The sequence below is a fragment of the Herbaspirillum sp. Sphag64 genome (assembly GCF_014192645.1).
In the GTDB taxonomy this organism is placed as follows: domain Bacteria; phylum Pseudomonadota; class Gammaproteobacteria; order Burkholderiales; family Burkholderiaceae_D; genus Herbaspirillum.
In genome coordinates this window covers 592,435-617,905 of record NZ_JACHYE010000001.1, presented here as the reverse complement: position 1 = coordinate 617,905, position 25,471 = coordinate 592,435, and the positions used below count along the sequence as shown (strand labels likewise).

The following is a 25,471-nucleotide window of genomic DNA, read 5'->3' as shown; positions in this document are numbered from 1 at the left end:
ATTGCAAATGGTTTGCAGCAGGAAATTGGTAACAATTTGTTGTACTGCCCAGCTTTTCAATTGGGAGTAATGCTAAATCGGGCAGTGCTCTGCAAGGAGTTTGCTGAAGTATTACCATGTGCTCCGCATTGCTTTCACGATTTTCTGTGCACAGCGGCATCTTGCGGTTGTGCAGCAGGTAACAAGCGCTATCCCACTTTACCGATCATGAAAGGATCAATTATGTCAGCTTCCTATGGCTATGCAGCAGTCAGCCCGAAGGCGCCATTGGCTCCCTATCGTTTTGATCGACGTGAGCCAGGTGCACACGATGTGCAGATCGATATCCTGTATTGCGGTGTTTGCCACTCCGATTTGCACACCGCCCGCAATGAATGGGGCAATACGATTTACCCGACGGTACCAGGTCACGAAATTGTCGGCCGGGTCAGCAAGGTCGGTTCCCAGGTGCAGCAATTCAAGCTCGGTCAGTTAGTCGGTGTGGGTTGCATGGTCGACTCCTGTCAAACCTGTGCCAGTTGCGCAGAAGGTCTGGAGCAATATTGCGAAAATGGTTTTGTCGGTACCTACAATGGGCCAGAAAAACAAACCGGCGGCGTCACCTATGGCGGCTATGCCAACAATATCGTGGTGCATGAAAAATTTGTACTGCGCATCTCCGACAAACTTGATCCAGCCGCAGCAGCGCCGCTGCTATGCGCAGGGATCACCACGTATTCGCCATTGCGTCACTGGAAAGTCGGCAAGGGGCATAAGGTCGGTATCGTCGGCCTCGGCGGTCTGGGACATATGGGCGTCAAACTGGCGCATGCGATGGGTGCTTACGTGGTCTTGTTCACGACGTCGCCGGGCAAGGTCGCTGATGCGCTGAAGCTGGGTGCGGATGAAGTGGTGATTTCCAAGGATGAAGCGCAAATGGCGCAGCATGCCAATAGTTTTGATTTCATCCTCAACACCGTTGCTGCACCGCATAATCTGGATGCGTTCCTGTCGCTGCTCAAGCGCGATGGCACCATGACCCTGGTCGGAGCACCTGATACACCACATCCTTCACCAACCGTATTCAATCTGATTTTGCAACGACGCAAGCTGGCGGGGTCGTTGATCGGTGGTATCAAGGAAACCCAGGAAATGCTGGATTTCTGTGCCGAGCATGGAATTACCTCTGATATCGAACTGATCAAGATTGACGAGATCAATCAGGCCTATGAGCGCATGCTCAAAAGCGATGTGAAATATCGGTTTGTGATCGACATGTCTTCGTTGCCGGCATAATCGCCAAGTAACAGAGATACACTGTCGTCATGACCTTCCTCGCCGGCATGGTCGCGCTCGCATTATGTACGCGACCATGCCGGCGAAGTTTATTTGCCACCTGGGACACTGCATGTTTATACAATCATTGCGCATGACACGTCGCGACTGGCGAGCCGGTGAGTTGCGCTTTTTGCTGGTGGCCCTGATTGTGGCTGTTGCTGCGCTATCCTCGGTTGGCTTCTTCATCGATCGTCTGCGTGCAGGTCTTGAACGCGATGCACATCAATTGCTGGCAGCCGATCTGCTGGTGGCAACGGACCAGCCTTTGCTACCGCAATGGCTGCAACAGGCACAGCTGGAACATCTGCAGACGGCCCAGACCATCGTGTTCCCCAGCATGGCGGTTGCCGGGCAGGGCGACGGTGTGCGTTCCGTATTGTCGTCCATCAAAGCGGTATCGTCTGACTATCCTTTGCGCGGGCGACTCAGTCTGGCGTCCGACAATCACACGCAGGATGGCAAGCCGCATGCTGCATCTGGCATCCCTGAGCGTGGCACGGTCTGGGTTGATCAGGCCATTCTGGTTGCTTTGCAGCTGCATGTCGGTGATCACCTCAAACTCGGGAGTCAACAATTTCGTATCGCAGGATTGATTGCCAATGAACCGGATCGCGGCAGTGCATTCGTCAATTTTGCGCCCCGTGTCATGCTCGCGCTTGACGATTTGACTGCTACGGGACTGGTGCAGTTTGGCTCTCGACTTACCTATCGGCTGTTGCTGGCCGGTACAACGGAACGTATCAAGTCTTATCAGCGCTGGTTACAAACGCATATTGATACCGACAATCTCAAGGGTGTACGGATCGAATCGATTGATTCAGGGCGTCCGGAAATCCGCGCGACACTCGATCGCGCACAGCAATTTCTCTCGCTGGTTGGTTTGTTGTCGTCGTTTCTGGCTGCCGTTGCCGTCGCATTGGCGGCGCGTCGCTTCATGCTGCGACATCTGGATGCCTGTGCCATGCTGCGCTGCTTTGGTATGACCCAGACGCAGGTGACCTGGCTCTATATGCAAGAGTTTTTACTCATTGGCCTGGTCGGTAGTGCACTTGGGGTACTAATGGGATTTGTCGCGCATTTTGCCTTGCTGAGCTGGCTCGCCGGCCTGGTAGCGACTTCCTTGCCGCCAGCCAGTTGGTGGCCCGCCGTGCAAGGGTTGGCGGTGGGCGTGTTGCTGCTGGTGGGGTTTGCTTTACCGCCTTTGCTGCAGCTACGCAATGTGCCCCACAACCGGGTGTTACGGCGAGATGCCTCCGCACCCAAGGTCAGCAGTATTGCCACCTATGTGCTGGGCAGTCTGGTCTTTATCGGTTTGTTGCTGTGGCAGGCCGGTGACATCAAGTTGGGTCTACTGACGGCGCTGGGCTTCCTTGGGGCCTGCGGACTGTTTGCCTTGCTGGCCTGGGTTTGTCTGCGCGCACTAGGCAGCGCGCGTGGCTGGTTTGGTAATCAGGGCTGGCGTTTTGCCATTCAGGGCCTGCAACGACGTCCGGGGGCAAGCATTGTGCAGATCGTGGCGCTGAGTTTGGGCTTGATGGCGCTGCTCCTGCTGACAGTGATCCGGGGTGATCTGATCGCTGCGTGGCGGCAGTCGACACCGCTTGATGCTCCGAACCGGTTTGTCATCAATATCCAGCCCGACCAGAAGGAGGCGGTTGCGCAGCGGCTGCAGCAGGCGAACATTGCCCAGGCCCCGTTGTATCCAATGATCCGTGGTCGACTGGTGCAAATCAATGATAAGCCAGTGACCAACGACAGCTACCACGACGATCGTGCCCGACGATTGGTGGATCGCGAATTCAATCTGTCCACCATGCGTGACTTGCCGGCGCAAAACACAATCGTCGCTGGCCATTGGTTCGACGACACGCGGCCAGAGGCGTCGGTGGAAGAGGGCGCGGCCAAGACCTTGGGATTACAGCTTGGGGATCACCTGCAATTCGACATTGCAGGACAGTTGCTGTCGGTGCCAATCACCAGTATCCGCAAACTGGAATGGGGCTCCCTGCGGGTCAACTTCTTTGTGATTATCAATCCGACTGCGCTCCAGGACATGCCGCAGACCTGGATCACCGCTTTTCATTTACCGCCTGAGCAAGCTAGTCTGGCCAATCTGCTGACCCGAGATTTTCCGAATCTGACCGTGGTGGATATCGGCAGCGTGCTGCAACAGATTCAGAGCATCGTTGATCAAGTGGTGGCGGCAGTACAGTTCCTGTTTCTGTTTGCACTGCTGGCGGGTGCCTTAGTGTTATACGCAGCGCTGGTCGGTACGCACGATATCCGAATCCGGGAAGCGGGTCTGTTGCGCGCATTGGGAGCCACCCGCCGTCAGCTGGCGCAAGCGCAGCGCATTGAAGTGATGCTGGTCGGCGGTCTGGCGGGTTTGCTGGCAGCCAGTGGTGCTGGTCTGGCAGGTTGGGTGCTGGCCCGCAATATCTTTGATTTTGATTGGCATGTCAGTGCCTGGTTATGGCTGGCAGGCGCCTTGGTAGGTATGGGATGCACACTTGCCGGTGGCTGGTTAGGCTTGCGCAAGGTGCTTTCCCAGCCGCCGCTGCAAACCTTGCGCGAAGGCTAAAACCGTTGCCCATGGGCAGCGAGTCTGTGGCGCAGCTGTCAGGTGCGTGCGGCTGCGTTATCATCTCGCTCTATGCAAATCGAAGACCCCAAACAACCGACTGCCTACGAGCTGATCGGCGGCGCAGACAAGCTGCGCGCAATGGTGGATCGTTTTTACGATCTGATGGACCTCGAACCTGAGTTTGCTGGCATCCGTGCGCTCCATCCATCCTCGCTGGAGGGATCAAGGGATAAAACTTACTGGTTTCTCTCAGGCTGGAGCGGTGGCCCCAATCTCTACGTTGAAAAGTTTGGACATCCCTACCTGCGTGCGCGCCATCTGCCATTTCCTATCGGCACTTCAGAACGAGATCAGTGGCTGCGCTGCATGGCCTGGGCAATGGAAGATGTCGGTCTGGAAGAAGCATTGCGCACCAGGCTGATGCAGGCATTCTTTCAGACGGCAAACTGGATGATGAACAAGGATACCTCCGGCGCAACACCCACCTGATCGGTTAATTGTGTAATCGTGCTCTAAAGCTTTTTTCTTAATATGCTCATCAATCGAACTTAATGCGCGATTATCGTACGTTTCTTGGAATGCAATCTTGGTCGTTTCAGCGAGTTCTCGCTAGACTTTTGTCATAAAAAAGTCGGCACTGCAGGCAATGCAGAGTACAGAACAAGATAGAGAACAAGATAACGGAGACAACAACATGAACACGCGTAAATCAAATGGGCAAGCACGCCCATCCCCAGGTCTGGACCAGACTCAAATTCAAACTCAGACTCAGACTCAGACTCAGACTCAAAAGCAGGCACGCAAGGCGGCACTGGGCAGTTTCGTCGGTGCGGTAGTCGACTGGTATGATTTCCTGCTGTACGGGATTACTGCGGCGCTGGTATTCAATAGCCAGTTCTTTCCCGGCGACAATCCGATGCTGGGAACACTGGCTGCCTTTGGCACCTTCGGTGTCGGTTTCTTGTTCCGTCCACTGGGCGGTATCGTATTTGGCCATTTTGGAGATCGACTGGGGCGCAAGCGTATGCTCGTCATTACCGTGGTCATGATGGGGGTTTCCACCGCACTGATCGGACTGTTGCCGGGCTATGCCAGCATTGGCTGGTATGCACCATTGGCCTTGGTAAGCTTACGCGCATTGCAGGGCTTTGCCGTCGGCGGCGAATGGGGCGGTGCGGCGCTCATGGCAGTGGAGTCGGCTCCCAAGGGCCGGAAGGCGTTCTACAGCAGCGGCGTGCAGGTTGGCTACGGCGTTGGGTTGGTGCTGGCCACTGGCATTGTTTCTATACTCACCCATACACTCGATAATCAGGCTTTTCTGTCATGGGGCTGGCGGATTCCGTTTCTGTTGAGCATTGTATTGGTGCTCGTGGCTTTGTGGATTCGCACGACGATGGAAGAGTCGCAGGAATTTATTCGCAGTGTTGCCAACCAGAAAAAGTCAAAGGAAAGGCTCCCAGTGCTCACTGCTTTGCGCAACAATCCCAAGAGCTTCTTGTTGATCATCGCGTTGCGCATGGCTGAAATGTTTACGATGTACATCGTGACCGCATTTGCGTTATCGTATTCAACCAAGAATCTAGGCATGTCACGCGACCTGTTCCTGAATATCGGTTTGTTGGTCGGCGCAGTCAGTTGCTTCACAATTCCGCTGTTTGCGCTGGCCGCAGACCGCATCGGTCAGAAGCGCGTCTACGTTACCGGTGCGTTGATTGGTCTGGCGTCAGCCATACCGTTCTTCCTCGCCATGGAAGCGCGATCGGTACTGTGGATTGTGGTCTTTTCGGTGCTGCTCGCCAATATAGCCCACGACATGGTCGTTAGCGTCCAGCAGCCTTTGTTTACTGAGCTCTTCGGTGCTGAATATCGTTACAGTGGGGCAGGTGTCGGTTACCAGTTTGCCAGCGTTGTGTGCGGAGGCTTCACGCCCTTTATCGCAACCGCCCTGTTGGGTATCGATGGCAGCTGGCATGCGGTAGCGGCTTATCTGGCTGGAGGTTGCTTGGTATCGGTGGTTGTCTCGGTCCGCATGAAAATGGCAGGTACAGAGCCTTCAACGGTGATCGCTGCGAAGTCGGTTCATGTCTCGCAGACCCCATTGGTCAAGTCGTCCCGGGTCTGAGTCAGTCAAAAGCAGGTTTTCAAACTGATGTATTTCAGAGGAGGCTCTATGAAGCTGGCGACACGACTGATACTGCTGCTCAGCGTTGCGATTGTTGCACTTTCGACGCTTGCCGCCACCAGTTTATATGCGCTCAACCAGTCCATGATGAACGATCGGCGTGCCGAAATCGTCAACATGCTCAAAATGGGCATGAACCTGCTGAGCTACTACCAATCGCTTGAGGCGCGTGGCTCACTGACCCGTGAGCAAGCCCAGAGTGCTGCCAAGACCGCCTTGAGTCAACTCAATAACGACGGTATCAGCTACTACTGGGCGCGTTTGCCCAATGGGCTCACCTTTATCCATCCTAATCCCAAAATAGTTAATACCATCACTCAGGGCGAAACCATGGATGGCCGGGTTGACGCCGTGGCCTATCGGGAAGCGATGGACAAGGATACCTATGGTCTGGTGCTGATCAAAATTCCCCGTGGCAACGGTGGTGCAGTGCCCAAATTGAACGGTATCGTCGAATTCAAACCCTGGGGATGGTGGCTCGGGACCGGGTTTTATATCGACGATATCAATGAAATTTTCTGGCGCAATGCGACCAAACTGATGGGGATTTTTGTTCTGGCAATCGGCATTCTGGTGTTGCTGGGCTGGCAACTCATCCGTAGTGTCACCAAGTCGCTCGGTGGTGAACCGCTGTTGGCGACTGAGGTCACCAGAAAAATAGCCAGTGGTGATCTGTCTGCGATAGTTCCCTTGCACAAAGGGGATAGCAGAAGTTTGCTGCACGCCATCTCTGGCATGCAAACCGGACTGGTTGCCATCATCTCCGGCATACGATCAGGTGCCACCAACATTACCAGTGCTTCGAGCGAGATTGCACTCGGCAATCAGGATTTGTCGGCGCGCACCGAAGAGCAGGCTGGGTCACTGGAGGAAATTGCTTCTTCGATGGAGCAACTTACCAGCGCCGTCAGACAAAATGCCGAAAATGGTCGTGAGGCCAATGCCCTTGCGGAGAAGGCCTCGATCGTGGCTGAGCAGGGCGGTGCAGTAGTGTCGCGCGTGATTGATACCATGGCCTCGATCAATCAGTCCTCCAACCGCATTGTCGATATCATCGGTGTGATTGACGGGATCGCCTTTCAGACGAATATCCTGGCACTCAATGCCGCAGTTGAGGCGGCGCGTGCCGGTGAACAGGGACGTGGTTTCGCCGTTGTTGCCAGCGAAGTGAGAAGTCTGGCGCAACGGAGCGCCAGTGCGGCCAAGGAAATCAAGACCTTGATCGCCGACTCGGTCGAGAAAGTTGATGTTGGCAGTCAGCTGGTCGAAGAGGCTGGCGAGACCATGAAGGAAGTCGTCACCAGCGTCAAGCAGGTGACGCACATCATCGCTGAGATTGCCGTAGCCAGCCGTGAGCAAAGTGCTGGTATTGAGCAGATCAATACCGGGATTACGCAAATGGACAACGTGACGCAACAGAACGCCGCCTTGGTTGAGCAGGCAGCGGCTGCGGCTGAATCATTGAAACAGCAGGCGGCGGCGCTGGAACAGTTGGTAGAAACGTTTAAACTCGGTCAATGATGCATTGTGGGGGAGGCATAGGGCCTGCGCATAAAAGCGTTGACCTTAGGTCGTGTGCTGGGAACATAGTGTTGAGATGGCGCGTAAAATTTGATGAAATCGGCTGGCAATTGGCTAATAATAGGCGCCCGTCAGCCGATGTCTCGAAAGCACGGCTGTACCACTGACCTGATTTCTCCATCCCGGCATTGACATGAATCCTATTGAATTGACACTTATCGCCTTGGTTACCCTCGGGCTGGTCCTGCAGCTATTGATACTGCTCCGCAGTCGCAGTGATCAGGGCGCGGACATGGATGCTGCCCTACAAGGATTGCAGGAGCAGCTCCAACGCCACCAGCAGGATCTGGCTGAACGCAGCGAGCGCGAGTTGCGTAACCAGCTGCAGAACAATGCACAAGCTACACGTCAGGAGCTTGGGGGTAATTTCAGCCAACTGCAGCAGACCCTGGCAACGCAACTGACCAGTGTAGCCACGCTGCAGAATCAGCAGATTGATGGTTTTGCCCAGCAGCTGTTCAAGCTCAATCAAACCAACGCCCAGCAACTCGATGGCATGCGCCAGACCATGAATCTGCAGGCGCAGGTCAATCGCGAGGAGCAGGCCGCTTCATTGCAACGGTTTGGCGATACGCTCAATCAGACGTTGTCGACGCTGACCGAATCGAATGCGCAGCGCATGGCAGAAGTGCGCGCCACACTGGAAGCCAAGATCAAGGATCTGCAACTGGACAACGGCAATCGCCTTGAAGAGATGCGCAAGACCGTTGACGAGAAACTGCACGCCACACTGGAACAGCGGTTAGGCGAATCCTTCAAGCTGGTCTCTGATCGTCTGGAGAAGGTTCATCAGGGACTCGGCGAAATGCAGCAGCTGGCCATTGGTGTTGGCGACCTCAAGCGGGTGCTGACCAATGTCAAGACACGTGGTACCTGGGGCGAAGTCCAACTGGAAATGCTGCTGGAACAGGTGCTCACGCCCGATCAATATGCCAAGAACGTCGAGACCGTCCCTAACAGTGGCGAGCGGGTCGAGTTTGCGATCAAGCTCCCAGGTAACGATGATGGTGGTACGCCTGTCTGGATGCCGATTGATGCCAAATTCCCCAAGGAGCAGTACGAACGACTGGCGGATGCTGCTGATCGCGCCGATGCTGATGGCGTCGCCACTGCCGGTCGCGAGCTGGAACGCGCCGTGCGCAATGAAGCCAAGACCATCGCTGAGAAATATCTGTCGCCGCCGTTGACGACCGATTTCGCGATCCTGTTCCTGCCGACCGAGGGGTTGTATGCGGAAGTGATGCGTCGCCCGGGTTTATCGGACGAGCTGCAGCGCAATTTGCGGGTCAGCATTGCCGGTCCATCGACCTTGTCGGCCTTGCTCAATAGTTTGCAGATGGGATTCCGTACGCTGGCACTGGAGAAACGTTCGTCAGAAGTGTGGCAAGTACTGGGTGCCGTCAAAACCGAATTTGGCAAGTTCGGCGATGTATTGGCGGCTACCAAAAGTACGCTGGAGCGTGCCGCTAAAAACATTGAGCAAGCAGAAACACGGACGCGTCAGATGTCGCGCAAGCTCAAGTCAGTCGAGGCTTTGCCCAGTGAGACAGCGCAGAAACTGCTGGGGACCAGCGATGCTGACGTCAGCATGGACGGTGATGGGCAAACTGAACTGCTGTGACATTGTCTGCCTGAACCGGAAGATCAACGGAGCAACAATTTCATCAGCAGCGAAAATAACCGGCCATAGGGCGGGTTGAACCAGCGTATCAGATTGAGGCGGCTTTGCCGGAACACCGGCTTCATGTGCGACAAGCGCTGGAAGCCGTCTTCACCGTGATAAGCACCCATGCCGGAAGCACCAACGCCACCAAAGGGGAGATCTTCCTGGGCGATGTGGAGCAGCGTGTCGTTGACGGTGACGCCGCCGCTGATGGTCTGTTGTAGCACCTTATCAATCACAGTCTTTTGTGTATCGAAGACATACAGAGCCAATGGCCGCGGACGGGCATTGACATAGCGGATCGCTGTATCGATATCGTCATAGGTAATCAAGGGCAGCAGCGGCCCAAAAATTTCTTCATCCAGAATGCGCGCACCAGCGCTGATCCCGGTCACGATCAATGGTGGTAACAAGCGTTGTGAGTCATGCGCTGGTCGTGCGCTAAGTGGCGTGAGTTGCGCACCATGTGCTTGGGCGTCGCTGCATAAAGCCTGCAAGCGGGCATAGTGATGGTCGTTGATGATGCTGCTGTAATCATTGGTCTCAAGCCGCTCGTCGTTCAGTGCCGGGTAGTGGCTGGCGACAACCTCGCGCGCACAGTCGATGAAGGCCTGCTCCTGTCCCTTGGGTAAAAGGACATAATCAGGGGCAATGCAGGTTTGTCCGGCATTGCGTAATTTACCGCTCAGGGTACGTGTCACCGCATGTCGGAAGTCGGCGTAGGGGCCAATGATGGCGGGGGATTTGCCACCCAGTTCCAGCGTCACCGGGGTCAGGTTGGCACTGGCCATGCGCATTACCTCGCGCCCGACAGCGGTAGAGCCGGTGAACAGGAGATGGTCAAAGGGCAGGGCGCAGAATTCCCGGGCGATCTCGACGTCACCATTGATGACGACAATTTCATCCTCACCAAATACTTGATACATCAGATGCGCAAACAGCTTGCCAAACGCTGGGCTGGCTTCAGAGAGCTTGATCATTGCCAGATTGCCTGCTGCCAGCGCACAAACCAAGGGACCGATGGTGAGCAACAGCGGATAATTCCATGGCGTCACAATGCCGATCACGCCCAGTGGCTGTGGCAATAGTCGATTCCCGGCAGGCAGGTACCAGAGTGCAGTCGGACGCCTTTGCGCACGCATCCAGCGCTGTCCATGGCGCAAGGCGTGATCAATCGCCTGCAGGCTGGTAAAAACTTCCAGAAATTGCGTTTCGTGTCGGGACCGATTGCCGAAATCGGTACTGATCGCTGCCGCCAACTGATCCTGATGATGCAACAGTAAATGACGCAGTCGCAGCAGACGATCCCGACGCTGTGCCCAAGGTACCTCAAGTGCGGTGCGGGTACGTTGATGGAGTTGCTGAAAATGCGTCAACAAGCTCATGGCTGGTTCAGGTCAGACCGTCAAACAACACAACCTGTACCGGATCACCGGCGACGACGTCGCCTTGTGCATCGTTGAGAACAATGATGCAGTTGGCGTCGGACATCGAGCGCAAGATGCCCGAGCCTTGCGCACCGGTCAGGCGCACCTGCCAGTGCCCGCTGGCATCCAGAGCGAGAATTCCGCGTTGATATTCAGTGCGCCCGGGCTTTTTGCGAATCGCCGAAAGCGAGGGAACCGACAAGCGTGGCAGCGGTGCGGCGTCAGCCCCCATCATGCGTAGCAAAGCATCTCGCACGAAAAAGTAGAAGCTCACCATGACCGCCACCGGATTGCCCGGCAGACCAAACAGATAGGCGCTGCGCCCTTGCGAACTGATGCGCCCGAACGCCATTGGGCGGCCGGGCCGCATGCCGATTTTCCAGAACAGCATCTCGCCCAGCTTGCTCATGGTTTGTTTGGTGTAATCTGCCGCGCCGACGGAGACGCCACCTGAGGTGATGACGGCATCGGCCTGTTCGCAGGCACTGCGAAATGCCGCTTCCATGGCAATCGGATCATCCTTGACCACGCCCATGTCAATCATGTCGCACCCCAGTCGTGCCAGCATGCCATACAGCGTATAGCGATTCGAGTCGTAGACGCAGCCAGCGTCCAGTGTTTCTCCCACTGAGCGCAATTCGTCACCGGTAGAAAAGAAGGCTACCCGTAGCCGCCGTTGCACAGCAATCTCGGGCACGCCCAGCGAAGCGAGCAAGCCAATATCGGCCGGTCTTAGCAGCTTGCCGCCACGCAGCGCTACCTGGCCGAGTCGCAGGTCTTCACCACGCAAGCGTCGATTGTCGCCGCGCCGCACAGACGCCGCCGGAATCGTCACGTGATCGTCTTGTGGCGATTGCTGGTGTGTGAATTCTTGTGGAATCACCGTATCGCAATCGGCCGGCATCGCAGCACCAGTCATGATGCGAACACATTCTCCCGGGCCGACCTTACCGGTAAAGCGTTGCCCAGCATGCACGCTGCCGACAATGCCCAACTGCAGTGGAAATGGCTGATCCAGATCGTCGCCGCGCAGTGCGTAGCCGTCCATGGCTGAATTATCGTTGGCGGGTACGTCGATGGCAGAGATAACGTCGCGTGCCAGAACCCGGTCCAGGGCACTACGGATGGCCACTTGCTCAACCGCGTGCAGTGGCGTGATGAAGTCTTGAATGATTTGCTGTGCCTGGGGCACAGTCATGGCATCCGGGTCATAGCCGGAGATGCAGCTGATAATGGCGGAGAGAGAATCGGGCGTCATTTATTCACAATCCGGTTGCGCAAGATAGTCGCTGCTTTCCAACGTGTGCAGCTCTTGCAAAGTGTTGATATTGCTGAAGGCACGCTCATTCTCAAATGACACCGCCGCACTAGCGATGCTGGCAAACCAGCGCTCCATTTTGCGGCCATCCTGTTGCAGGAAATGGTTCAGTGCTGGCAGGACAGTTTTTTTCAGTAAGCAAAATACGGGATGCCGATGTTGCGGCGTGATGGCAAAGGCAGCATCTTTTTCCTGCTGCATCAGTGCTGTCGCCAGGCGGCTGACCAAATCTGTCGGCAGCCACGGTGAGTCGCATGGTACCGCCAGCAGATAGTCGGTTAGGCAATGTTCGAGCCCGCTTTGCAGACCGGCCAGTGGCCCCGCAAACTCGGTCGTGCGGTCGGGCCAGATCGGCAAGCCATACGCTGCGTACAGTTGATCGTTGCGATTGGCATTGATTGCCACGGCATGTACCTGAGGTAGTAGGCGGGTAATCACGTGGGCGACCATTGCCTGACCACGAAAGAGCTGCAGACCTTTGTCCACATGTCCCATACGACTACCCTGACCACCAGCCAGTATCAGTCCCGTGATCTGTTCTCTGGCAATACTCATATCAGCCGCCGATATATGACATTTCTACCTTGCGCGGCACAGTAGCTGGCGCCTGAAACTGACTGCGCAGTTCCGAGTAGCGGTCACCGCGTTGACCCCAGATTGCGGCAATGGCGCTGGCGATGTGTGCATCGGTGCTATCGCTGCGCAACAGCGCACGCAAATCATGGCCAGTTGAGGCAAAGAGGCAGGAATAGATTTTCCCTTCAGTCGACAGGCGTGCACGCGTACAGTCCTGACAGAATGCCTGTGTCACACTGGAAATGACACCAACTTCACCGCCGCCATCCAGATAGCGCCAGCGCTGTGCCGTTTCACCGGCATAGTTGGCATCGATCGGTGCCAGGGGCATTTCTGCGTTGATGCGGCTGATCACATCGCTCGACGGCAGGACTTCATCCATGCTCCAGCCGTTGGAACTCCCGACATCCATGTATTCAATGAAGCGCAGGATAAACGGCGAATTTTTGAAATAGCGTGCCATGGGCAGGATTTCCTGATCATTGACGCCTTTTTTGACCACCATGTTGATCTTGATTGGACCGAGGCCAACCTTATCCGCGACCTCCAGCCCGCGCAGTACTTGCGCCACGCTGACATCAACATCATTCATGCGTTTGAAATTGGCTTCGTCAAGCGCATCCAGCGAGACGGTAACCCGCTTGAGTCCGGCATCCTTGAGCATCTGCGCCTTTTGCGCCAGCAGCGTGCCATTGGTGGTGAGCGTCAGATCGATCTCGTTGCCATCGACGGTACGAATTTCACTGAGCATGCGGACCAGTCTTTCCAGATGCTTGCGTAACAGCGGTTCTCCGCCAGTCAGGCGTATCTTGCGTACGCCGTGTGCCACAAACAACTTGGCAAGCCGTGTGATTTCTTCGAAGGAGAGTAGCGAGGAATGCGGCAGGAACTGGTAATCCTTGTCGAACACCTCCTTGGGCATGCAGTAGACACAGCGAAAATTGCAGCGATCTGTCACTGAGATACGCAAATCCTGTAGCGGACGCGCCAACGCGTCGGTCAGCAAGCCACTAGGTGCCTGCAGATCAGAGGGAATATTCACCATGCTGATTTGCGGGCGGATATCGACGATCGGAATAATGCGCTGGTTCATACACGTAAAGATAGCATGATGCAGGCTATTGGGCAGAGCACAGAGTGCTTTGTGCGAGCCGGATACAGCAAGCTGACAACGGCATCAATCTGGTCTGTGCTCATGCTGCATCTGCACATTCGAGCGCGTGGAATTGTTGTCATTGCTTGCTAGTGCTCAGACGATAAAAAAGGGAGTTTTCACTCCCTTTTTTATGTCAGTACAGCAAGGTACTTGCTACCAGTTCAAGTTTTAGCGCCGTGTCTCGACCTGTACCAGCGGCTCGTTCGATTGTGGCGGCAATGGCTTGCGTTCACGTGGCACGCGTGCTGGCACGACGATCTGAGCAGCGGCTTCCTGCGCAGCACGCAGCTTGCTAGGATCGGTGTTGGCCAGAACCAGGCCGGCCGCCGCCAATACCGCATCAAGATCTGCCGCCATCTTGCTGGCAGCTTTTGGTACATCTGCAGGCGCTGCTGCTGGTGTTCCTGCTTGCGCCGCGACTGGAGCCGCCACCGGTACTGCTGGTGCTTCCATAGGTGTTGCTACTGCTGCGGCAGCGACGGCTGGGGTTTCAGTTGCCGTCACTGGCACTACAGCTTCAACAGCTGGCTGTGCTAATGGGGCCTCAGCTACCACTGCTGGCGCAGCAACAGGGGCTGGCACCGGGATGGCAGCCTCTGCAACAGGCGCTGCTTCTGGCAACAGGCTGATTTGCTCTTGAGCCGGCGCTACTGGAGCTACTGGCGCTGCCGGAGCACTCACAGCAACGGATGCAACCGGCGTAACTGCAACTTCAGGTGCGGCTACAACAGGCGCTTCCACTGCGGTTGCTACTGCAGCTACCACGGGGGCAGTGACCGCTGCTGCCTGTACTTCAGTAGTAACGGCAACAACTGTTGCTGCTGCGGCAATAGACTCTGTCGCTTCATTGTGCTCGGCAGGTGCCTCGCTGCCACTGACTTCGCCTTCGGCCGCATCCGCTGATTGTGCGTTCGGGTTTTCGGCGCCGTCACGATCACGGCGATTACGATTACGACCACCGCGGCGACGACGACGACGTGGTTCTGCACCGTCTTCCGCACCGTCTACCTGATTGCCTGTTACTTGTGCGGCCTCAGTGCCTTCGATATTGAGTGGCACTGCTACTGCGTCCAGAGGCAATTGCTCTTCAGCTTTGACTTGCTCCTTGCGCTCTTCACGTGGAGGGCGTGGCTGACGTGGCTCGCGTGGTTCACGCGGTGGGCGTGGCTCGCGCACTTCCTTGGCCTCGCGTGGCTCACGTGCTTCATTACGATCTTCGCGTGGCTCACGTGCTTCACGCGGTTGGCGTGGCTGACGTGGCTGTTTGGCTTCGACTTCCTGCTTGTTACCGTCTTCACGGCCACCGTTTGCCTGTTGCGCCGTGCCATCGCGTTCTTCACGCTCATTGCGGCCGCGACCATTGCCACCGCCATTGCGGTTGCGGCCATTGCGATTACGGTTGTTGCGATCTGCCGGGTCACGTTTTTGTGGACCCTTGGCTTCTACCGGAGCAGCAACCACGACGGGTTCCACCGGTTTTTTGCGGAAGAAACTCCAGATCTTGCCCAGCAGACCAGCTTCTGGTGCCAGTGTTGGTACCGGCTCTGCAGCGACTTTGCGTTCCACGATAGGCGCTGGCTGGTCAGGGGTAATACCCTTGACGACCGCTTCCTGACGTGGCTTGACTTCTTCCTTGTGGCGCTTGCTGTAGCTGATGTCAGTTTCTGCCTGCTCTGCCATGGTGTAGCTGGCCTGAGTATCATCCAGGCGCGGATCATCATGCTTGATGCGCTCGAGCTTGTAGTGCGGTGTTTCCAGGTGCTTGTTCGGGATCATGATGATCGTGACGCGATGACGCGTTTCGATCTTCAGGATTTCGCCGCGCTTTTCGTTGAGCAGGAAGGCGGCCACATCGACCGGTGCCTGCACGTGGATGGCGGCCGAGTTTTCCTTCATTGCCTCTTCCTGGATGATGCGCAGGACTTGCAATGCTGACGATTCGGTATCGCGGATGTGACCTGTGCCATTGCAACGTGGGCAAGTCACATGGCTGCCTTCGGACAGCGATGGACGCAGACGTTGACGTGACAGTTCCATCAGGCCAAAGCGCGAAATCTTGCCCATTTGTACACGGGCACGGTCATGGTGCAGCGCATCCTTGAGACGCGATTCGACTTCACGCTGGTTCTTGGCGTTTTCCATGTCGATGAAGTCGATCACGATCAGACCACCCAGATCGCGCAGGCGCAATTGGCGGGCGACTTCATCGGCGGCTTCGAGATTGGTGTAGAACGCTGTGGTTTCGATATCGCTACCACGGGTTGCCCGTGCCGAGTTGACGTCGACCGAAACCAGCGCTTCGGTATGGTCAATCACGATAGCGCCGCCGGAAGGCAGGGGCACGGTACGCGAATAGGCTGTTTCGATCTGGTGTTCGATCTGGAAGCGCGAAAACAGGGGGACATCGTCGCGGTAGCGCTTGACGCGGTGAACCATGTCCGGCATGACATGCGCCATGAACTGCTGGGCTTGCTCGTGAATGTCGTCGGTATCGATCAGGATTTCGCCGATATCGGGCTGGAAGTAATCGCGAATGGCGCGGATCACCAGCGAGGATTCCTGATAAATCAGGAAGGCGCCTGAGCCAGACTGACCGGCACCATCAATGGCGCGCCACAGTTGCATCAGGTAGTTCAAGTCCCATTGCAGTTCGTCGACGTTGCGACCGATACCGGCGGTGCGGGCAATGACGGACATGCCGGTTGGCAGGTCCAGCTTATCCATGGTTTCGCGCAGTTCCTGACGGTCTTCACCTTCGACGCGACGCGATACGCCGCCACCGCGAGGGTTATTCGGCATCAATACCAGATAACGACCAGCCAGCGAGATGAACGAGGTCAGGGCAGCGCCCTTGTTGCCGCGTTCTTCCTTTTCGACCTGGACGATGATTTCCTGGCCTTCGCGCAGCGCTTCCTTGATCGAGGCGTTGCGGACATCGATGCCTTCCTTGAAGTAGGTACGTGCTACTTCCTTGAACGGCAGGAAGCCATGACGCTCTTCGCCGTAATTGACGAAGCAGGCTTCCAGCGAGGGTTCGATGCGGGTAATGACGCCTTTGTAAATATTGGATTTACGCTGTTCGCGTCCGGTGGCTTCAATATCGATATCGATCAGTTTTTGACCGTCAACGATGGCTACGCGCAATTCTTCCTGCTGCGTAGCATTGAATAACATACGTTTCATGTTTCACTCCGTGGCACTAAGGCCGCTTTGATGATGCCGTGAGAGCGGCATCAAAAGTACAGGGATGTACGCGAGAACGAAGCGATTGGGGGAGGGAATTGCCTTAATGTGTGGAGCGCGTACTGATAGCGCTCAAGCACAACGGGGCGCGGATGTGGTGCACCGGACTGCCGAGCAGCTCCGTATCCACGCGTGCCGTTCCGCATGGTGCGGTCTCGGCGGCTGTGGACGGTAAGCCATCAATGTTAGCCAAACTGAGCATTCTTCTAAGGGTTGGCAAATCGGCAAATCGGGTTCAAAACATCAACCGGCAAGCACTGTCTTCTGCAAAACTGCAATGACAGGTCTGGCCAGACTTTATCCTTAATAATCCAAACTATTCGTTCAACCTCCAAGTGCGTTATCCGATTGCAACTGCGGTGCAAACTGGACTCGCGCAGGGGAGCTGCGTACACGTTTCAAGGAACCGTCAAATCCGCGCTGCGCATTGTCATGTCGACTGGCTTTCGCAGAATGTGCGAAGCTCGCCGCCCAAAACTTGGCGCCGCATGCTGCGATTTTTCGTGGTTCCCTCCTGTCATATTTGCAAATTAGCGAGGCTGACGCGGACACCTCTGTGTAGAATGGTCTTTTTAATTCTTACACTGACACCGGTTTTATGACCAGCGTCGAGCGATTATATATTCAAAATGAAGGACTTAGCGAGATTTTCTGGGAACACGCCTCAAAAGCCCGAGACACCAGCGTCATCCGGATCGGCAGCGGCTTCCCCCCAAGTCCAGCTGCTCACGATTTCGGAAGAAGAAGCGGGTCAGCGTATCGATAATTTCCTCTTGCGCGTCTGCAAGGGCGTTCCCAAAAGCCATATTTACCGGGTCTTGCGGTCCGGTGAAGTGCGGGTCAACAAAGGCCGTATTGATCAGACCTATCGTCTGGAGGATGGCGATATCGTGCGTGTGCCGCCGATTCGCATTGCTGAAAAGACAAGCACGGCGATCGTTCCTGGTGCCGAATTCAGGATCTTGCTCGAAGACAATCATTTGCTGGTCATTGACAAGCCTGCGGGCGTCGCAGTGCATGGTGGATCCGGCGTGAGTTATGGTGTGATCGAGCAGTTACGGGCATCGCGTCCTGATGCCAAGTTTCTGGAACTGGTGCATCGGCTTGATCGTGATACTTCCGGGATTTTGTTGCTCGCAAAGAAACGTTCTGCGCTGACCAATCTTCACGAACAGATGCGTGATGGCGATACCGACAAGCGCTACCTGACCCTGGTACAGGGTGACTGGAAAAATGCCCGGCAGCATATCAAGTTGCCGCTGCACAAATATAGTACCGCCGATGGCGAGCGGCGCGTCAGAGTGCAGGAAGATGGCCAGTCGGCGCACACCATATTCTCACTGATCCGGCGGTATGGCGAATTTGCGTTACTTGAAGCAGAGCTCAAGACCGGACGTACCCATCAAATTCGTGTCCACTTGTCCGCCAGTGGATTTCCGATTGTCGGTGACGACAAGTACGGCGACTTCGGACTCAACAAAGCCTTGCAAAAGGCAGATGGTCAGCGTATCGCGTTCAAACGGATGTTTTTGCATGCGTATCAGATCACTTTTGCGCATCCTGACAGCGGCAAGCACGTCACGCTCAAAGCAGACTTGCCATCCGATTGTCAGCGTTTTCTTGATAGTCTGGCTGGGAACGTTGCGGCGGGTTAATATCTGGCGCCACTGTATTTTGTTAAACAGGCATTTTGTGAACCGCATCAATACCACCGCATCGACAACTTAATATGGCAAGAAAACAATTTGATTTGATCGTTTTCGATTGGGACGGCACCTTGATGGACAGTACGTCGACAATCGTTCGTTGTATACAGGCGGCCGCACGGGATCTTGGCTTACCGATTCCCGATAAAAGTGCTGCATCCTATGTAATCGGACTAGGTTTGCAAGACGCCATGCAGGCAGCCATTCCGGATGTCGATCCCAAATACTATCCGCGTATTGTTGAGCGTTATCGCCATCATTATTTAGGTCAGGATCAGGATCTGAGCCTGTTCGACGGTGTCCGTGAAATGCTTGATGACCTGTCGCAGCAGGGCTATTTTTTGGCTGTTGCGACTGGTAAAAGTCGCGTAGGACTCAATCGGGCCCTCAACACCACCAAGTTACTGTCGGTCTTCGATGCGACGCGTTGCGCAGATGAAACATTTTCCAAGCCGCATCCAGCCATGCTACAGGAGCTCACACGTGAACTTGGGCAAGAGATGCAACGCACCTTGATGATTGGTGACACGACGCATGATCTGCAAATGGCAATCAACGCGGGTGCCAGTGGAGTTGCGGTAGAATTCGGCGCGCACCCGGTGGAGCAGTTGCGCGCGCTCAACCCCTTGTTTTGCGCCAGCTCAATCGGGGTATTGCATCAATGGATCAATGACAACGCATAGGAAATCAGTTCATGGATGAGCTTCTCATTCCTGTTTGCTCCTCGGTTGAAATCGTTGACAGCGGCAAGGGTCGGCGTTTTCCGGTCTCGGTACATGGCAGCGACGCAAGTGGCTTTGTGGTGCGCTATGCAGGTATTGTGTATGGCTATCTCAACCGCTGTGCCCATGTGCCAATCGCGCTGGACTGGGAAGAAGGGCAGTTCTTCGAATCCAGCGGACTGTATCTGATGTGTGCCACACATGGCGCAGTGTATGCGCCGACCACAGGCAAATGCGAGGGTGGGCCCTGTACCGGTGCTCGTTTGCGCAAGATTTCGGTATGTGAGCAGGATGGCCAGATTTATTGGTCACCTGACGATTATGTAAGGCCTGCTTTGGCATAAGCCATGCGGGAACCCGGTAGCAGCAGTGCGGGTGCGCACTGTGGATGCTGCAGACCTGAGTGACAATATGAGTAACAACGACATTGAAAATTCGGAATCGCAACCCGTGAATCCGGCTGCATCGTCATCCTCGACTGCTGCGGCTGGCTCAACCAATGGTGGTGCAGCCAGTGGCGCCGATAATAAAGGTGGTTGGGAGCGCGATGTGCTCGAGAAGTTGGCCTTGTTTGCGGTCAGGGAGCAACGTGCGCGGCGTCGCTGGAGCAATTTTTTCAAGATCGCGGGATTAGCGGTGTTCGTGTTCGTCATCTGGACTGCGTTCAATTACAACTGGTCTGACAGTGACCCTGTTGGTACGCATACTGCGCTGGTTGAAATCAGTGGAACCATCGAAGCAGAAGGTCGTGGCTCGGCTGCTGCCGTTATTCCGGCACTGGATAAGGCATTTGCGGCTGATGATTCGGTCGGTGTGATTCTCAAGATCAACAGCCCTGGTGGCAGCCCGGTACAGGCCGGCATGATCAATGACGAGATCGTGCGTTTGCGCAAGGCGTATCCGAAAAAGCCACTGTATGTCGTGGTCGAGGAAATGTGCGCGTCCGGTGGTTATTACATCGCCGCTGCTGCGGACAAGATTTATGTCAACAAGGCCAGTATTGTGGGCTCAATCGGCGTGCTCATGGATGGTTTTGGGTTCACCGGATTGATGGAAAAAGTAGGGGTTGAGCGTCGTTTGCTGACCGCTGGCGAGAACAAGGGTTTCCTCGATCCGTTTAGCGCCCAGAACCCCAAACAGAAAGAATATGCACAACAGATGCTCAACGAAATTCATCAACAGTTCATTGATGTTGTGCGCCGCGGCCGCGGGCAGCGTCTGAAGGAAACGCCTGATACCTTCTCGGGGCTGTTCTGGACTGGTTCCAAGGCAATTGAGATGGGGCTGGCCGATGACTACGGCACGGTCGATAGCGTCGCACGTGACGTGCTCAAGGCAGAAGATCTGGTGGATTACACTCAGACAGAGGGTTTGCCTGAGCGTGTGTTGAAAAAATTCGGCGTCGCGATGGGCACTGGCGTAACGCAATCCCTGCTCAACAGTGGGATTGTCTCCTTGCGCTAAATCAGAAGGCATTGTTGAGGCGAGTGTTTTTGTGCGTAAAACAATCGTACATGACTATCTCTTGCGTAAAAGAAAGCCGCGGTATCAGGAGTCTCCTGATACCGCGGCTTTTAATTGGGACAGTCTTATTCCGCCAGTAGCAAGAACACCGTTGGCTTCTTGTGAAACTCAGGCACCTTGCCGGCTGCGATGTGCGTTTTCCATCGTCCGGCCGTTTGTGTGGTGATCAATTCGCTAGCCAGTGTCAGATCGGTTGCCACGCTGATCAAGGTGTTGCCATGACAATGATTTGCCAATGCTTCCAGCATGGCGGCATTGCGATACGGTGTTTCTATCAGTAACTGGGTTTGTTTTTCCTGACGTGAGCGCTCCTCCAGTTGCTTGATGCGTTTGCTGCGCTGACCTGGATCAGTGGGGAGATAACCGTTGAAGGCAAAGCTTTGGCCATTGAGGCCGCTACTCATGACGGCCAGCAGCAATGAAGACGGTCCTACCAGCGGGCGCACCTGAATGCCTCGCTCATGCGCCAGACGTACTAGGTTGGCGCCGGGATCGGCCACCGCCGGAACACCCGCCTCGGAGATCAATCCGGCATCCTGTCCTTCCTGTATTGGTGCCAGCAAGGCCGGCAATGCCGTCGCTGGGGTATTGACGTTGAGTTCGGCAATGTTGATGCCTTGCAGTGGCGAACTCAATGTATGGTTGGCATTGATCAGCTTGAGAAAGGCGCGCGTCGTCTTCGCATTTTCCGCGATGAAGTAACCTAGCCGTGCAGTCAATGCCTGTACTTCCTCTGGCAATATGGACGCCAGGCTGGCAGCGGTGACTGTATCGGCAGAGCCGAGCGTGTTGGGAACGAGATAAAGAATACCTGGCATGTTGAAATCGTTAAAATAGAGGCTGGTGATATTAGACCTGATTTCATGGCCGACTGCGAGCATGAATGTTGGCTTCAAGCCATGACACCGATGCTGAATCGATACTGGCTGATGTGCAGATCGTACAGCGCTAGCGCAGGTGTCATCAAACTGTCATGCTAAGCCACTATTGTGTGGCTGAGTTCATCCGTAAAATTGATAAATAATTTCCGCTCGTTTCTTCCCTGCTTGAAAGGCAATGCATGTTTGCTGCTGTAGATCTCGGATCCAATAGTTTTCGATTGCATATTGGCAGGTACGATGGCGAGGCCATCCGTATCGTCAAGAGCGCGCGTGATCCGATTCGTCTGGCTGCCGGACTGGATCGTGACGGCAATCTGACGCCACAGGCAATCACTAGCGCGGTTGACTCGCTGGCACGGTTTCGGACGGTATTGCGCGATTACCAGCTCGATGCCGTCAGAGTTGTCGCGACCAATACCTTGCGCGTGGCCAAGAATGCACAGGAATTACTACCGCTTGCTGAAAGAGCGATTGGCTACCCGATCGAAATCATTTCCGGTGAGGAAGAAGGGCGTCTGATTTACATGGGGGTCGCCGGTTCACTTGCCTTGCCCGACGAAGAGCGTCTGGTGATCGATATCGGCGGTGGTTCGACGGAAGTGATCCTGGGGCGCGGTGGTGAGATCAAGTTCGTCGAGTCATTCAGTATCGGTAATGTCAATCAGAGTCTGGCGTTTTTTTCGGATGGCATGATCGATGCGGCTGCGTTCGAGCGTGCCATTTTGTCCGCCCGCTCCCATGTGGAAGATGCGGTGGAGCAGTTTGGTGGCCGTCAGCGCACCCGGGTGTACGGTTCATCCGGCACAGTCAGGGCGATTGCCGATGTGATCGCCAAGAATGGTCTTGGTGATGGCCGAGTCACTGCGGTCAGCGTGGAAGCACTCAAGCAACGCCTGATTGCGTTTGGCCATGTTAGCCAGATTACCTTGGCTGGCTTGAAGCCGGAGCGTACTGCCGTCATCATGGGAGGCCTTGCCGTGCTGATCGGGTTGATGCAGGAGTTCAGCATCACCACCGTTATCCCGGTCGAAGCCGGTTTGCGCATGGGCGTGATGTGGGATTTGCAGTTGCGTGCGACACAACGAGACCGTCGCGAGCAATCGGTAGAGGATTTCAGTCGTCGCTTTCACATTGATACCTTGCGTGCACGTCAGGTGGCAGATACCGCACTGGCGTTTTTTGGCATGCTCAAGCCGATCAACGAGTTGTACGCCAAGTACCTCAACTGGAGTGCACTGCTGCATGAGGCCGGTCTGGTGGTATCGCATAGTGGCTACCACAAACATTCGGCCTATCTGATTGCGAATGCAGACCTGCCCGGTTTTACGACGCGTGAGCAACGTGTGATGAGCACTCTGATTCTGGGTCAGAAGGGGAACCTGCGCAAAATAGGTGAAGTATTGTCTGATGTGGACTTCGCCAAGGCGGTACTCGCTTTGCGGCTGGCGGTCGTATTCATGCATTCTCACATTACGCTCGACCTGACCGACATTCGCCTGAAAATGAAAAATCGTATTGAGCTGGAAATCAAGCGCGACTGGTTGCGTGACTATCCGACGGTATCTTACTGGATGCAAAAAGAGCAGGAGTGGTGGAGCGGTGTCGGCGTAGATTTCTCGATTCGTGTCAATGCCTGAGATTTTGGTAGTTGTCGCTCACTGAGCTAACAATAAAAAAGGGGCAAGGATCATCATCCTTGTCCCTTTTTTGTGACTCATCAAGCCGATCAGCCTTTGACCTGATCAAAGGCATGCTACTCAACAGGCTTCAATCGCTGCCGTACTTCGGAGAGTGCGGGCCATACAGCAGGCCATTTGGTCGCCCCGCTGTCAGCAGTCGGTTACTCGTAACACCTGCCATTTTGTAGCCGGACTCAGTGGTACTCGCCACAATCTGTTTGACAATCGCAGTCACCAGAAGACCAACCAGGCCGCCCGAATTGCTGTTGTTCTGCTCGTTACTGGATGCGGTTGCAGAGCCTTGCCACAACAGAGTGCCCGTCTTCAGGTCAATCAGCTTGGCTTCGGCAGTGACGGTTGTCACGCTGTCGACAACCTGATAGACCGAACCATATTTCTTGACATCGATATACAAGCCAGCATCGGCATTGAAGATTTCACGCAGCTTGGCTGGTGGCACATTCTGGATATCTGCCGGGGTTGTCAGGCCATTCTGCTTGAAGGTTTCATCCACCAGTGTGACAGGCAGAACGTAATAACCTGACTCAGCCAGCGGGTAGCTGACTTGCGAGAACATCCCATAAGTGGCAGCGACATCTGGTGAGCTGTTCACTGGTGGCAGGACCAGAATGGAACGTGGTTTGCTGGCCTTGAATGCCGAGTAGTCATACGCTTTTTGTGTGGCGCAGCCTGTGGCCAATAGTGCCAGCAGCAACGCGATAGCGCTTGAACGGAAAATCGAAATTGTCATGTGATGCCTTTATTTCTTGTATTTACGTAGCAGGAAATCCATATACCCAGCCGACTCGGGGAACAGCGTTTTTTCATTTTCGAGTTCAGCAACGGCCAGATCTTCCTTACCAGTGGAGGCATACAACAGGCCAAGATGTGCGTGAAATCCTGGGGGTAGTTTCTGCCCAGCGGCACTGACTTTTTGCGCAGATTCCTGCATTGCCAGAATCTGTTCTTCCGGGCTTTTGCTGGCGTCCGATTTGAAGTATTGATATACCTCTTGCTGGTAATTACCCCAGCCATACAGCGTGGGCTGGTGATTGGCGCAAGCTGTCAAGGCCAGCAGCGGGAGCGCCGTCACTAATGCAGCGCGGCTGCGTAAAAAAAATGTCATGGTCAATGATCCTGTTCTTACTTGGTCGGACGCCATGCGCCAGAATCAATACCCATGGCCAGATTGTTGACCGCCTCACGAATCGCCAGATCCAGAACCTTGCCATTGAGTGTCGAGTCATAGCTGGCGGTGCTGCCAAAGCCAATGATTTCGCGATTGGAAAGACTGTATTCACCGGCACCTTGCACCGAATAGACAACCTGTGAGGTGGCGACATTGACAATATTGAGATTGACCTTGGCATAGGCGACTTGCGATTTACCGCGACCCAACAGACCAAACAGTTGCTGATCGCCGACTTCCTTGCGACCAAATTCGGTGACATCACCGGTAATCACAAAGTTGGCACCTTTGAGGGTTTGGGCCTGGTTGTTGATTTTTGCTTCCTGACTGATTTCAGCCATGTTGTCGCGGTCAAGTACATCAAAGCGACCGGTTTGCTGCAAGTGGGTCAGCAAAATGGTCTTGGCCTGGCTACCGAGACGATCAACGCCGTCACTGAACAAGCCGCGCATGAAGCTGGAGCGATTGTCAAACTTACCGACGGCGATCGCGCTGCGCGGACCCTGATAGGTACTGGCACTCATGCTTGCCGCAGTTTGTGTGGCAGGAATGACACGTGATTGTTCTTCCGTTACGCACGCAGTGAGAACGGTAATAGCGGCAATGATGACCGCAGTGGATGCTACTTTCTTTAACATGCAGACCTCTTGATGTGCGATGAATGGGATATCTGGCGCTGGTCACTGATATTTCGGCTGTATCTGTTAGTCACGCAGAACCTGT

At 55.1% G+C, this 25,471-nt stretch carries 20 protein-coding genes; 11 read left to right on the top strand and 9 right to left on the bottom strand.

All coding sequences use genetic code 11. The annotated features are described in order from the left end of the window. Positions 1–222: 222 nt before the first annotated feature. The 6 genes from FHW66_RS02705 to rmuC all read left to right on the top strand — a co-directional run bounded on the left by FHW66_RS02705 (position 223) and on the right by rmuC (position 9,285). On the top strand, positions 223–1,275 hold the full coding sequence (locus FHW66_RS02705; protein WP_183378155.1) for an NAD(P)-dependent alcohol dehydrogenase: 1,053 nt from the start codon (positions 223–225) through the stop codon (positions 1,273–1,275). A 112-nt stretch (positions 1,276–1,387) separates the two neighbouring features. Beyond that, positions 1,388–3,898, top strand: coding sequence for an ABC transporter permease (locus FHW66_RS02700; protein WP_183378154.1), 2,511 nt, complete (start codon positions 1,388–1,390; stop codon positions 3,896–3,898). Positions 3,899–3,970: 72 nt separating this feature from the next. Further along, positions 3,971–4,390, top strand: coding sequence for a group II truncated hemoglobin (locus tag FHW66_RS02695; protein WP_183378153.1), 420 nt, complete (start codon positions 3,971–3,973; stop codon positions 4,388–4,390). Between the two features lie 205 nt (positions 4,391–4,595). Beyond that, on the top strand, positions 4,596–6,023 hold the full coding sequence (gene shiA / locus FHW66_RS02690; RefSeq protein WP_183378152.1) for a shikimate transporter: 1,428 nt from the start codon (positions 4,596–4,598) through the stop codon (positions 6,021–6,023). 48 nt (positions 6,024–6,071) lie between these two features. Further along, a complete protein-coding gene (locus tag FHW66_RS02685; RefSeq protein WP_183378151.1) occupies positions 6,072–7,604 on the top strand; it encodes a methyl-accepting chemotaxis protein in 1,533 nt (510 codons plus the stop codon). 193 nt (positions 7,605–7,797) lie between these two features. After that, the gene (gene rmuC / locus FHW66_RS02680) at positions 7,798–9,285 is read left to right on the top strand and encodes a DNA recombination protein RmuC (RefSeq protein WP_183378150.1); all 1,488 of its coding nucleotides are present in this window, start codon (positions 7,798–7,800) and stop codon (positions 9,283–9,285) included. Positions 9,286–9,308: 23 nt separating this feature from the next. Here the strand turns inward: rmuC and FHW66_RS02675 are convergent, their stop codons facing one another. The 5 genes from FHW66_RS02675 to FHW66_RS02655 all read right to left on the bottom strand — a co-directional run bounded on the left by FHW66_RS02675 (position 9,309) and on the right by FHW66_RS02655 (position 16,987). Next, positions 9,309–10,712: a coniferyl aldehyde dehydrogenase gene (locus tag FHW66_RS02675; RefSeq protein WP_183378149.1), complete on the bottom strand. Its 1,404-nt coding sequence runs from the start codon at positions 10,710–10,712 to the stop codon at positions 9,309–9,311. A gap of 7 nt (positions 10,713–10,719) precedes the next feature. Continuing rightward, on the bottom strand, positions 10,720–12,012 hold the full coding sequence (gene glp, locus FHW66_RS02670) for a gephyrin-like molybdotransferase Glp (protein WP_183378148.1): 1,293 nt from the start codon (positions 12,010–12,012) through the stop codon (positions 10,720–10,722). Then, on the bottom strand, positions 12,013–12,627 hold the full coding sequence (gene mobA / locus FHW66_RS02665; protein ID WP_183378147.1) for a molybdenum cofactor guanylyltransferase MobA: 615 nt from the start codon (positions 12,625–12,627) through the stop codon (positions 12,013–12,015). It lies immediately after the preceding gene. 1 nt (position 12,628) lies between these two features. Continuing rightward, positions 12,629–13,741: a GTP 3',8-cyclase MoaA gene (gene moaA, locus FHW66_RS02660; protein ID WP_183378146.1), complete on the bottom strand. Its 1,113-nt coding sequence runs from the start codon at positions 13,739–13,741 to the stop codon at positions 12,629–12,631. A 231-nt stretch (positions 13,742–13,972) separates the two neighbouring features. Further along, positions 13,973–16,987 carry an Rne/Rng family ribonuclease gene (locus FHW66_RS02655; RefSeq protein WP_183378145.1) on the bottom strand — a complete coding sequence of 1,005 codons (3,015 nt, stop codon included), beginning with the start codon at positions 16,985–16,987 and terminating at the stop codon, positions 13,973–13,975. 689 nt (positions 16,988–17,676) lie between these two features. Between FHW66_RS02655 and FHW66_RS02650 the strand changes: the two genes are divergently transcribed. The 4 genes from FHW66_RS02650 (at position 17,677) to FHW66_RS02635 (ending at position 20,939) form a co-directional block, all read left to right on the top strand. Then, entirely contained in the window at positions 17,677–18,702 is a 1,026-nt protein-coding gene (locus FHW66_RS02650; RefSeq protein ID WP_183378144.1) for an RluA family pseudouridine synthase, read from the top strand. A 74-nt stretch (positions 18,703–18,776) separates the two neighbouring features. Further along, positions 18,777–19,436, top strand: a complete 660-nt coding sequence (locus FHW66_RS02645; protein WP_183378143.1) for an HAD-IIIA family hydrolase — start codon at positions 18,777–18,779, stop codon at positions 19,434–19,436. 11 nt (positions 19,437–19,447) lie between these two features. Next, complete coding sequence (locus FHW66_RS02640; protein WP_183378142.1) at positions 19,448–19,819, top strand: Rieske 2Fe-2S domain-containing protein; 372 nt, start codon at positions 19,448–19,450, stop codon at positions 19,817–19,819. Positions 19,820–19,886: 67 nt separating this feature from the next. After that, the gene (locus tag FHW66_RS02635) at positions 19,887–20,939 is read left to right on the top strand and encodes a S49 family peptidase (RefSeq protein WP_183378141.1); all 1,053 of its coding nucleotides are present in this window, start codon (positions 19,887–19,889) and stop codon (positions 20,937–20,939) included. Between the two features lie 125 nt (positions 20,940–21,064). On the opposite strand, the gene FHW66_RS02630 is transcribed toward FHW66_RS02635, so the two are convergent. Continuing rightward, complete coding sequence (locus FHW66_RS02630) at positions 21,065–21,817, bottom strand: SAM-dependent methyltransferase (protein WP_183378140.1); 753 nt, start codon at positions 21,815–21,817, stop codon at positions 21,065–21,067. A gap of 242 nt (positions 21,818–22,059) precedes the next feature. Here FHW66_RS02630 and FHW66_RS02625 point away from each other — a divergent pair, with 242 nt between their 5' ends. Continuing rightward, positions 22,060–23,517, top strand: a complete 1,458-nt coding sequence (locus FHW66_RS02625; RefSeq protein ID WP_183378139.1) for a Ppx/GppA phosphatase family protein — start codon at positions 22,060–22,062, stop codon at positions 23,515–23,517. 130 nt (positions 23,518–23,647) lie between these two features. Here FHW66_RS02625 and FHW66_RS02620 read toward each other — a convergent pair whose 3' ends face one another. The 3 genes from FHW66_RS02620 to FHW66_RS02610 are packed head-to-tail and all read right to left on the bottom strand — an operon-like array spanning position 23,648 to position 25,386. Continuing rightward, complete coding sequence (locus tag FHW66_RS02620) at positions 23,648–24,310, bottom strand: DUF799 domain-containing protein (protein WP_183378138.1); 663 nt, start codon at positions 24,308–24,310, stop codon at positions 23,648–23,650. Positions 24,311–24,319: 9 nt separating this feature from the next. Continuing rightward, on the bottom strand, positions 24,320–24,685 hold the full coding sequence (locus tag FHW66_RS02615) for a DUF4810 domain-containing protein (protein ID WP_183378137.1): 366 nt from the start codon (positions 24,683–24,685) through the stop codon (positions 24,320–24,322). Positions 24,686–24,702: 17 nt separating this feature from the next. Next, positions 24,703–25,386, bottom strand: a complete 684-nt coding sequence (locus FHW66_RS02610; protein ID WP_183378136.1) for a CsgG/HfaB family protein — start codon at positions 25,384–25,386, stop codon at positions 24,703–24,705. Positions 25,387–25,471 lie beyond the last annotated feature (85 nt).

Coding starts and splice junctions, on each gene's coding strand:
- FHW66_RS02705 (WP_183378155.1), top strand. CDS start 223: ATGTCAGCTTCCTATGGCTATGCAGCAGTCAGCCCGAAGGCGCCATTG.
- FHW66_RS02700 (WP_183378154.1), top strand. CDS start 1,388: ATGTTTATACAATCATTGCGCATGACACGTCGCGACTGGCGAGCCGGT.
- FHW66_RS02695 (WP_183378153.1), top strand. CDS start 3,971: ATGCAAATCGAAGACCCCAAACAACCGACTGCCTACGAGCTGATCGGC.
- shiA (WP_183378152.1), top strand. CDS start 4,596: ATGAACACGCGTAAATCAAATGGGCAAGCACGCCCATCCCCAGGTCTG.
- FHW66_RS02685 (WP_183378151.1), top strand. CDS start 6,072: ATGAAGCTGGCGACACGACTGATACTGCTGCTCAGCGTTGCGATTGTT.
- rmuC (WP_183378150.1), top strand. CDS start 7,798: ATGAATCCTATTGAATTGACACTTATCGCCTTGGTTACCCTCGGGCTG.
- FHW66_RS02675 (WP_183378149.1), bottom strand. CDS start 10,712: ATGAGCTTGTTGACGCATTTTCAGCAACTCCATCAACGTACCCGCACC.
- glp (WP_183378148.1), bottom strand. CDS start 12,012: ATGACGCCCGATTCTCTCTCCGCCATTATCAGCTGCATCTCCGGCTAT.
- mobA (WP_183378147.1), bottom strand. CDS start 12,627: ATGAGTATTGCCAGAGAACAGATCACGGGACTGATACTGGCTGGTGGT.
- moaA (WP_183378146.1), bottom strand. CDS start 13,741: ATGAACCAGCGCATTATTCCGATCGTCGATATCCGCCCGCAAATCAGC.
- FHW66_RS02655 (WP_183378145.1), bottom strand. CDS start 16,987: ATGAAACGTATGTTATTCAATGCTACGCAGCAGGAAGAATTGCGCGTA.
- FHW66_RS02650 (WP_183378144.1), top strand. CDS start 17,677: ATGAAGGACTTAGCGAGATTTTCTGGGAACACGCCTCAAAAGCCCGAG.
- FHW66_RS02645 (WP_183378143.1), top strand. CDS start 18,777: ATGGCAAGAAAACAATTTGATTTGATCGTTTTCGATTGGGACGGCACC.
- FHW66_RS02640 (WP_183378142.1), top strand. CDS start 19,448: ATGGATGAGCTTCTCATTCCTGTTTGCTCCTCGGTTGAAATCGTTGAC.
- FHW66_RS02635 (WP_183378141.1), top strand. CDS start 19,887: ATGAGTAACAACGACATTGAAAATTCGGAATCGCAACCCGTGAATCCG.
- FHW66_RS02630 (WP_183378140.1), bottom strand. CDS start 21,817: ATGCCAGGTATTCTTTATCTCGTTCCCAACACGCTCGGCTCTGCCGAT.
- FHW66_RS02625 (WP_183378139.1), top strand. CDS start 22,060: ATGTTTGCTGCTGTAGATCTCGGATCCAATAGTTTTCGATTGCATATT.
- FHW66_RS02620 (WP_183378138.1), bottom strand. CDS start 24,310: ATGACAATTTCGATTTTCCGTTCAAGCGCTATCGCGTTGCTGCTGGCA.
- FHW66_RS02615 (WP_183378137.1), bottom strand. CDS start 24,685: ATGACATTTTTTTTACGCAGCCGCGCTGCATTAGTGACGGCGCTCCCG.
- FHW66_RS02610 (WP_183378136.1), bottom strand. CDS start 25,386: ATGTTAAAGAAAGTAGCATCCACTGCGGTCATCATTGCCGCTATTACC.